At 46.2% G+C, this 9800-nt stretch carries 5 protein-coding genes; 3 read left to right on the plus strand and 2 right to left on the minus strand.

Annotation, left to right across the window (positions count from 1 at the left end):
* Nucleotides 1-340: cupin domain-containing protein (locus tag VM802_RS24020; protein WP_325535414.1), on the minus strand; the 340-nt coding region annotated here is incomplete at its 3' end.
* A gap of 270 nt (nucleotides 341-610) precedes the next feature.
* Here VM802_RS24020 and VM802_RS24025 point away from each other — a divergent pair.
* The 3 genes from VM802_RS24025 (at nucleotide 611) to VM802_RS24035 (ending at nucleotide 7095) form a co-directional block, all read left to right on the plus strand.
* Nucleotides 611-1633, plus strand: a complete 1023-nt coding sequence (locus VM802_RS24025) for a LacI family DNA-binding transcriptional regulator (protein ID WP_325535416.1) — start codon at nucleotides 611-613, stop codon at nucleotides 1631-1633.
* 480 nt (nucleotides 1634-2113) lie between these two features.
* The gene (locus tag VM802_RS24030) at nucleotides 2114-5362 is read left to right on the plus strand and encodes a SusC/RagA family TonB-linked outer membrane protein (protein ID WP_325535418.1); all 3249 of its coding nucleotides are present in this window, start codon (nucleotides 2114-2116) and stop codon (nucleotides 5360-5362) included.
* A 29-nt stretch (nucleotides 5363-5391) separates the two neighbouring features.
* The gene (locus tag VM802_RS24035) at nucleotides 5392-7095 is read left to right on the plus strand and encodes a SusD/RagB family nutrient-binding outer membrane lipoprotein (RefSeq protein ID WP_325535420.1); all 1704 of its coding nucleotides are present in this window, start codon (nucleotides 5392-5394) and stop codon (nucleotides 7093-7095) included.
* A 101-nt stretch (nucleotides 7096-7196) separates the two neighbouring features.
* Here the strand turns inward: VM802_RS24035 and mutS are convergent.
* Nucleotides 7197-9800, minus strand: a 2604-nt coding sequence (gene mutS / locus VM802_RS24040; protein WP_325535422.1) for a DNA mismatch repair protein MutS, incomplete at its 5' end; no start/stop codon positions are given.

The following is a 9800-nucleotide window of genomic DNA, read 5'->3' on the forward strand; positions in this document are numbered from 1 at the left end:
TCAGCGCCTTCGTTTCCGGTAGTCCGTAGAACTTCTCCCCGAATATATCTTTCGGGAAATAAATAACAACAGAACGGGCTTTCAGACTTTCATCACCCTTATAATATTCTTCCTCATTATACCACACATGTGGTATATGCGGACCAAGAAACACCATGTCGCCTTCCTCAAAGCTCTCGATGCTATCCCCTACAATTCTTTTTCCGTGGCTTTCTGTGACATACACCAGTTCACATTCCGGATGAAAATGGAATGGTGTATTGAAGTACGGATCACACCTTTCAATGATAGTGATCTGATTATCGGCAAAAGCCCCAACTTTAATAAGAATGGGTTTCATTCATCTATGAATTTAAAAAACGCTTTTTGTAACAGTGGTACGAAGGCGGGTACAGAATACCGCCATTGTCCTAAGAATGTTGCCAAATTATTAAAAATTGGTTAAAAAAATATCATTCTTCATAAAATGACCCTTAAATGTCATGTCTCCCCCGTAATGCCCTTCCCATAAGTTTTAGCTAATCTTTTGGAATAATTGGGGTAAGGGTGTAAATTTCGATTTTCATTTTGTAAATTACGCTGGGCTAAATCGATATAGCATCGTTTTTCTATGAAAGGAATCTCTATTAAAGATATTGCAAAACAAGCGGGAGTATCTCCCACCACCGTATCTTTCGTCCTCAACGGCAAAGCAAAGGAAAAGCGGATCAGCGAACAGGTAAGTAAGAAAATACAGAAGATCGCGAATCGGCTGAAGTATAAGCCCAACCAGCTGGCAAGAGGGCTGCGCACCGGAAAAACCAAGACCATTGGCCTTATTGTGGAGGATATTGCCAACAATTTTTTCGCCAGCCTGGCTAAGGTGGTGGAGGATGAGGCAGATAAACATGGGTACAAGGTACTGTACGGCAGTACGGAAGACAATACCGAAAAGGCCAAGGGGCTGCTGGAAGTGTTGAAATACCGGCAGGTGGATGGCTACATTATCACTCCTACCAAGAACCTCGACAAAGACATTGAGCAGCTTAAAAGTGCAGCGAAGCCTATTATCCTGATGGACCGCTACTTTCCGCATGTTAGCTCCAATTATGTGGTGGTGGATAACTACAAGGGTGCATATAATGCTACCTCCCATCTGATTAAGCAAGGTTACAAGAAGATTGCTGTGGTAACGCTGGCGTCGGATCAGGTGCAGATGAAAGACCGTCTCGAAGGTTATACGCAGGCATTGAAAGACCATCATGTTCCTTTTAGCAAAACATTGGTAAAGCGCCTGCCCTTTGACCTGGACCGTGTGCACTCCAACGAGGAGATAAAAAAATTTCTTACCTCTGTTAAAGATCTGGATGCTGTGTTCTTTGCAACGAACTACCTCGGCATTTATGGCATTGAAAGCATCCGTTCACTCGGATGGCAGATAGGTAAAGAGATCGGTGTGGTAAGCTTTGACGACCATGACATATTCCGCCTGCATAGCCCTGCAATTACCTGTGTATCGCAGCCGATAGGGGAGATAGGACGCCGCATTGTGGACGTGCTGATGAAGGAGCTGAACCATCCTTTCGCCACGCCACAGCAGATTGTGCTGGAACCTGAGCTGATAGTAAGGGAATCATCCATGCATAAGGGCTGATATTTTATTTTCAGATGGAGAGGTGCGTATAATTTTATACGCGCCTCTCTTTTATTTATGGCTGTAGTATTATTTTAATAATACGCAGTACTATTTTACCATCATTAACGGACTGTTAACCAATTACAAAAAAAATGTTAAATCTTTTTTGTGCTTCTCACAAATATCCCTAAGTTTGAAGCTATTATTTTCTGTTGAAAACTTGTTTGTGCAATTGAGACGGTGAAAAGGGGTATACAGGTTTTTTTTATCGACCGATGCTAAAACGTTTTACTAATAGTACTGTAGGGCAGTGAATAATGAAAAAGGAACTGGAGTAATTCCATGCTAATAATTTTGTAAAGACGGACATTAACGGAAGCCACGCGAACTATGCCACTAATCCTGTGCAATGCAGGGGTGCCTTTGGGGAAGGTATACCGTATGTTTTATTATTTATGTGACTGACCACTTAGTTATAATTTAAATTAAAAGGAAGCCATGCGAAGATCACTTCTTCTCACCACGTTGCTTCTCTTATGCTGTATTGCTGTATGGGCGCAGGATAAGAAAGCTGTTACGGGAACCGTAAAAGATGAAAAGGGAACACCACTGCCTGGTGTGACGGTAAAAGAAAAAGGAACAGCCAACGGTACGATGTCAACCGGCGACGGAACCTTTAAAGTATCAGTTGCTCCCAACGCCACACTGGTACTGTCTTACATCGGATTTCTGAATCAGGAGGTAGCAGTAAACGGACAATCCAATCTGACTGTCATTCTGAAAGAGGACAACAAGAACTTAAATGAAGTAGTGGTAACCGCGATGGGTATGAAGCGGGAACAGCGTAAACTGGGCTATGCGGTTACTGAGCTGAAAGGTACAGAAATTGCAAAAACCAATACAATCAACCCCGTAGCTGCCCTGCAGGGAAAAGTAGCTGGTCTGGATATCTCTGCTGCCGCCGGTGGTCCCGCTGCAGCTCCGCGTATCGTATTGCGTGGCGCCAAATCATTGAACGGTAAAGATCAGCCAATTTTCATCATTGACGGGGTTATCTTCGAGAATGACGAAAGTGCTGCTGACGTGAACTTTGGTAACGTATTGAAGAACCTGAACCCGGATGACTATGAATCAGTATCCGTACTGAAAGGAGCTGCTGCTACCGCTTTGTATGGATCACGCGCTATCAACGGCGCTATCCTGATCACTACTAAGAAAGGTACCGCCAGAAAAGGTATAGGTGTTAACGTTAGCCAGACTATACAAATGGAGAAGGTGTATCGTTCTCCTGTAGAAATGCAGAATTCCTACGGCCAGGGTCTGGATGGTGTATACGACAACACCAAAGGCGGTTACAGCTTCGGTTCCAAAATGGATGGAAGCATGGTACAGCTCCGTAATGGTCAGATGGCGCCATATACTCCCAAACCCAATAACGTTACTGATCTGTATCAGACCGGTAAATATTTCAACACAAACGTATCAATGGAAGGAGGAAGTGATAAAGGAACTTTCCGTTTATCTTACTCCCACCTCGATAATAACAGCGTTTCTCCCAACAACAGTTTTGGTAGAAACAGCTTCTCTTTCCGTGGATCTTCCACTATTTCTAAAGTACTGAGCGCTGATGCGGGCGTAACTTACGCTACCAGTAAAACCATGAACCCTGACCGCCAGGGTGGTGACTACACCGGCTACAACATTGGCCGTAAATGGGTATATGTATTCCCCCGTAACTACGATCCTAGCATCTGGAGCAAGCCTGAAAACTTCGTAGGACCTCAGGGGGGGCTGGCTAATACCATTACTCACCCCGGTGCTGACTACTTCTTCATGAGAGAGTATAACAGCTGGTCTCGCAAAGAATCTCTCATTACCGGAAACTTCTCTCTCACCGCCATTGCTACTGACTGGCTGAAATTTGTTGGTAAAGCCAACTTCAGCAATGAGCAGAGCACGGATGAACGCAAAGAAGCAGGCACCAATATTAACTTCTCTGGTGCAGACGGATATTACTCTATCGCAGGTGTAAATAAAACGCAATATACTTTCACAGGTATGGCTATCATCACCCCGAAACTCGGTGGTAAATTCGATGGAACCTTGAACCTGGGCGGTGAAACCTGGAACAGCGGTATCGGCAAACAGTATAATAACTACACTTCCGGCGGCCTCCGCATTCCATTCCTGTATGATATCAGTAACAGTACAAGTGCTGCGATTATCAAGAATGATCCGCTGCTGCGCAAACGCATTAACTCCCTGTTCTTTGCTGCAAGCCTTTCTTACAACAATGAACTGTTCCTGGATGTAACAGGTCGTAACGACTGGTCTTCCGCGCTGACTTATCCTAAAGGCAGCCTTGGAAATACTACCAACTCCTACTTCTATCCTTCCGTAAGTGGTGCGTGGGAATTCACACAGACACTTAAGAACTCCATGCCTTCATGGATCAGCTATGGTAAGCTTCGTGCTTCTTATGCAATGGTAGGTGGAGACCTCGATCCATACCAGATCAACACTGGTTATTATACTTCCAGCATCTTCCAGGGTGCCTCAACAGGTAAAGATCTTCCGCTGGTTAATATTTTTAACTCGGATATCATGCCTAACATGAACCTGAAACCTTCCATCTCCAAGAGCGTGGAACTCGGTGCGAATGTTCGTTTCTTCAACAACAGACTGGGCTTTGACTTCGCATGGTACCGTACCAATATCACTAACCAGATCATTAACCTGCCAGTTTCCAGTGAAGCAGGTGTAACATCCCGTTACATCAATGCCGGTAGTATGATCAACAGAGGTATTGAACTGGCCATCAATGCAACACCTATTCAAAATAAAAACTTTACCTGGGACGTAACGCTGAACGGCAGCCGTAACAAAAACAAGATTGTGAGCCTGACAGATGGTGTTAATCAGCTTGATCTGAATGAAGACCAGGGTGTAAGAGCGATTGCCACAGTTGGCGGCAGCTACGGTGACCTCGTTACGAACTATGGTTATACACGTAACGCAAAAGGTCAACCGCTGATCACACTCGGTGGCGATGACTTCCCTTATAAATTTGTACGTGGATATTCGGTGGTTGGTAATATCCAGCCGGACTTTAATCTCGGTTTGCAGAATACATTCACGTATAAAAACTGGACACTGGGTGTACTGGTACAGGCACGTATCGGTGGTGACTTCTTCTCTGCTTCCCACCAATATGGTACGGGTAGAGGTAACACTGCCAACACCATGTATGGCCGTGACGCAGAACACGGTGGTATCACCTTCACAGATGCTTCCGGTAAAACCCGCAACGACGGTATGATTCCGGACGGTGCATTCCAGGATGGAACTACAGTTACCAAGAATGGTCAGACTATTAAACTGGATGGCATGACCTATAGGGAAGCTTATGAGAAAGGCTATGTAACTCCGCTCACTCCATTCCAGTATTACAGCATGATCGGCGACTGGGGTATCGGTATCCGTGAGGCTTCCGTATTTGATGCATCATATGTAGCACTGCGTGAACTTTCAATCGGGTATTCACTGCCTTCTGCTATTGTACAACGTTGGAGACTTACCAGCCTGCGTGTAAATCTGGTTGGCCGTAACCTCGGTTACCTGTTCAATAATCTGCCAGATCATATCAATCCCGAAGCAGTTCGTAACAACAAAACATCTGCATTCTCCGAATATGGTGCTGTACCATTTGTTCGTAACATGGGGGTAACTGTACAGGTAGGATTCTAATAACCGTTTAACAACAAAAAGAAAAGAAAATGAAAGCTGTTAATAAATGGGGAATAGGCGTTGCTGTTGCTGGTTTAATGCTGAGTTCCTGTACAAAGGATTTTGAAAATATTAACAAAAGCCCCGTCATCACTGATGATGTTCCACCCGAGCTGCTGATTACACAGCCGGCAAAAAGTATTGTGGATCGTGATTTTGACTGGTTCTATGATTCCTACCAGTATCAGATGCAGTGGATGCAGTTTGGTACTTCTTCTCCGGGATCTTCTCCTACTGGTCTTTTTAGCCCGAACAGCACGAACGATTTTTATAATGCGTTTTATAAAAATATCGGCCGTAATCTCGTAGAGATCGAGAACCTGGTTGCTAAGAAATCAGAAGATGTGCGTGTACAGTACAACTATGCAGTGGCGATTGCAAAGATCATGAAAGTGTATGCTGGCTGGAGAGTTTCTGATGCCAATGGTAGTATTCCTTACTCCGAAGCATTTAAGGCACGTACCGACAATAACTTTACTCCAGCTTATGATAACCAGGAGTCATTGTTCAATACCTGGAATAAGGAGCTGAAAGATGCATTGACTGTGCTGACTACCAAACAGTCTGCTACTCAGATAAGCTACGGCAACAATGATATTTTCTATGCCGGCGATGCCACAAAATGGGCTATGGCAGGAAATGTGCTCCGTATGAAAATTGCGATGCGCCTGCTGAAAAGAGCGCCTGAGAAAGCAGGACCGATCGTAAAAGAAGTAATGGCCAGCCCTGCGGGGTTATTCAAATCCAATGAAGACGAATGGAAGTTCGTTTCCGCCGACCAGAATTTTGCCCGTGCCGGAAACTGGGCTATGTCTAACAGTCCGCTGTCTGCCAGCAAAAATATGCTGGATTATATGGTTGCCAACAAGGATCCGCGCCTTGGTCTGTTTTACGAAAAGAACAGCTATTCCAAGGAACTATTCGATAGTCTGAAGGCCGGTGGGGTACTCAACTCAGGTGCTGTATATAATGATACACGCTATGTAGGTCTGCCATCCAGCCCTGATAAAAGAACAGATGCAGCTTATGCTGGTCTGTTCAAAGAGAAGAACTACACGATGGTGTTCAATGGGAAGGAAGTGAAAAGAACCGTAGACAGCGTATCTTCCTTGCAGTTGCGCCTCTTCTACCTGGATGCTGAGGATGGTAGCCGGGCAAATAACAGCTATGTGCAGCCTATCCTGACATATGCAGAACAATGCTTCATGATTTCAGAACTGATTGTTCGCGGTCTCGTTGATGGTAGCGCTGAAACATGGTATAATGATGGTATCAAGGCTTCTGTCAGAGCATATGACTTTATGGGACAGAAAGCCAAGATCCGCGATTACGCTCCACTGGATGAGGCAGCGCTTACTGCATACCTGACCACCCCTGCAGTTGTATTCACAGGCGGAAATGATGTACTATTGGAAAAAATCAACATCCAGAACTTCATTAACCATTTTAAATCACCATGGGAAGCATGGGGGGCATGGAAAAGAACTGGCATCCCTAAAGAAGGTGGTATTCTGCCATATGAACAGATGAAATCATCTGGTAATATCGCCGTTATACCGCGTCGTTGGGCGTTACCCATTCCAACAATTGCCAACCAGACAAACTGGAGAAATGCTATCACCGAAATGCAGAAAACTGGTGAATATGGAGTGGATAACGATTACACCGGACGTGTATGGTGGGACAAGAAATAGTTAACAAGTATAACCATATCTTGAAAAGCCCTGCTTATGAGATTAAAAAACCCCGGAATCACTTCCGGGGTTTTTCTTTTATAAGAAATTCAGACAGGCCGTTATCCTATCATTGATTTGATTTCACTCAGTTTCAGCAGGGCTTCTACAGGTGTAAGCCTGTTGATGTCTACGGTGTCCAGTTTCTCCCTGATCTGCTGGAAGGTATCGCTGTGTGCATCAAAGATATTGAGCTGCAGCTTCTGGGTGGGTGTTTGCAGGTTCTTCACATTTTTTTGCAGTGGTGCTTCGATATGTTTCTCTTCCAGTTGCGCCAGCACTTCATTGGCGCGGTTGATCAGCTCCGGTGGCATGCCAGCCATGCGGGCCACGTGAATACCAAAACTGTGGCGGCTCCCACCGGGAGCGAGCTTGCGGAGGAAAATGATTTTGTTGCCGGATTCCATATTGGTGATATGGAAGTTCTTCACGCGTGTGTGCTTGTTTTCCAGCTCATTCAGTTCATGATAGTGCGTGGCGAATAATGTTTTAGGTCGATGATTGGTCATATCATGGAGGTATTCCACGATGCTCCAGGCGATGGAAATACCATCGTAGGTGCTGGTACCACGGCCTATTTCATCGAGTATCACCAGACTGCGTGACGTTACAGTATTGATGATGCTCGCGGTTTCATTCATCTCTACCATGAATGTAGATTCGCCTCCACTGAGGTTATCGGAGGCGCCTACCCGGGTGAATATTTTATCGGTAAGTCCTATTTCAGCAGCGCTGGCTGGCACAAAGCTACCCATATGCGCCATGAGGGTGATGAGGGCTGTTTGCCGCAGCAGGGCCGACTTACCACTCATGTTGGGGCCGGTAAGAATGATAATCTGCTGCGTGTCTTTGTCGAGCTGTATATCGTTGGTTACATAGGCTTCTCCGACAGGCAGCCCGCGCTCTATGACCGGGTGGCGGCCTTCGCGGATATCGATGTGATGACCATCGGTTACCTGGGGGCGGCGGTATTTGTATTGTACTGCGTTGTGCGCAAAGCACAGGAGGCAGTCCAGTTGCGCAAATACCTGTGCATCCTGCTGTACCGGCTCAATGAATGATTGCAGCGCCAGCAGGAGTTCATCGAACAGCCTGGTTTCCAGCGTCAGGATTTTATCTTCGGCGCCTACTATTTTCTCTTCATATTCCTTCAGTTCAGGTGTGATGTATCTTTCTGCGTTGGCCAGCGTTTGTTTGCGTATCCAGCCTTCGGGCACTTTATTCTTGTGGGTGTTGGTCACTTCCAGGTAATAACCGAAAACGTTATTGAAAGCTACTTTCAGGGAAGGAATGCCGGTTGCTTCGGATTCCTTCTGTTGTATCTGGAGGAGAAAATCTTTGCCTTTGGTGGCGATATTGCGCAGTGCATCCAGTTCTGCGTTAACACCATCACGGATAACGCCGCCCTTGTTCACCAGTACCGGCGGGTTCTCCATTACTTCGTTCAGTATTTTTTCAAGGATGGGAGTACAGGCGTCCAGTTTTTCGTGCAGGCGTAACAGGTAGTTGTTGCTACTGCCCGCCAGTAGTGTTTTTACAGCTTGTACCTGTTCGAGGGAACGGGCGAGCTGCATTACTTCACGCGGGCTGATCTTACGCAGCGGTATCTTGGATACCAGCCTTTCGAGGTCGCCGGTGAGTTTCAGGTGATGATGCAGGGTTTTAGAAAGGTCTGTTTCGCGGATGAGGTACTCTACGGTATCAAGCCTTTCATTGATGGCATTGATGCTGCGGAGGGGGAATACCAACCAGCGTTTCAGGAGACGTGCACCCATAGGGGTGGCGGTGTTGTCCAGTACCTTGAGCAGGGTGTGACCGTTTTCCACGCTGCTGTGGAGTAGTTCGAGGTTACGCACTGTAAAGCGGTCCATCCAGAGAAAATCATCCTGGCTGATGCGCTGTATGCTGGTGATATGCTGGAGGTGCGGATGCTCTGTATCCTTCAGGTAATGCATGGTGGCGCCGGCTGCTATAACGGCAGCATCCATGCCATCCACGCCGAATCCTTTCAGGGAGTGGGTCTGGAAATGTTTCAGCAGTATTTCTTCTGCATAAGAGGTGGTAAAAATCCACTCGTCCAGGTTATAGGTATAAAAACGGGAGCCAAAAAGGGCTTTGAAATTTTTCTGTTGCTGCCGCGCAAATACTACTTCTGCGGGACGGAAGCTCTGCAACAGCTTATCCACATATTCTGTGCTGCCTTCCGCAATGATAAATTCGCCGGTGGATATATCGAGGAAAGACACACCGGTAGTATCCTTCCCGAAATGTACTGCTGCAAGGAAGTTGTTGCTGGCATTTTCCAGGATCTTATCATTCACAGCTACGCCCGGCGTCACCATTTCAGTAACACCGCGTTTTACGATGCCCTTCACGGTTTTTGGATCCTCCAGCTGATCACATACTGCTACACGATGACCGGCTTTTACCAGCTTATGCAGGTAGGTGTCCAGGGAGTGATGCGGGAAACCGGCGAGATCTACATAAGCGGCAGTACCGTTGGCCCTTTTGGTCAGTACAATGCCCAGCACTTTGGATGCAATGACTGCATCTTCGTTGAATGTTTCATAGAAATCCCCTACACGGAACAGCAGCACTGCATCCGGGTATCTATCCTTGATCGCCTTATGTTGCTGCATGAGCGGCGTTTCTTCCGTTTTGCTTTT

Origin of the sequence: Chitinophaga sp. (genome assembly GCF_035538455.1) — a bacterium.
In the GTDB taxonomy this organism is placed as follows: Bacteria; Bacteroidota; Bacteroidia; order Chitinophagales; family Chitinophagaceae; genus Chitinophaga.

Bases quoted from the DNA above. Each gene is read 5' to 3' on its own strand.
- VM802_RS24030 (WP_325535418.1), top strand. From the start codon at position 2,114: ATGCGAAGATCACTTCTTCTCACCACGTTGCTTCTCTTATGCTGTATT.
- VM802_RS24035 (WP_325535420.1), top strand. From the start codon at position 5,392: ATGAAAGCTGTTAATAAATGGGGAATAGGCGTTGCTGTTGCTGGTTTA.
- VM802_RS24025 (WP_325535416.1), top strand. From the start codon at position 611: ATGAAAGGAATCTCTATTAAAGATATTGCAAAACAAGCGGGAGTATCT.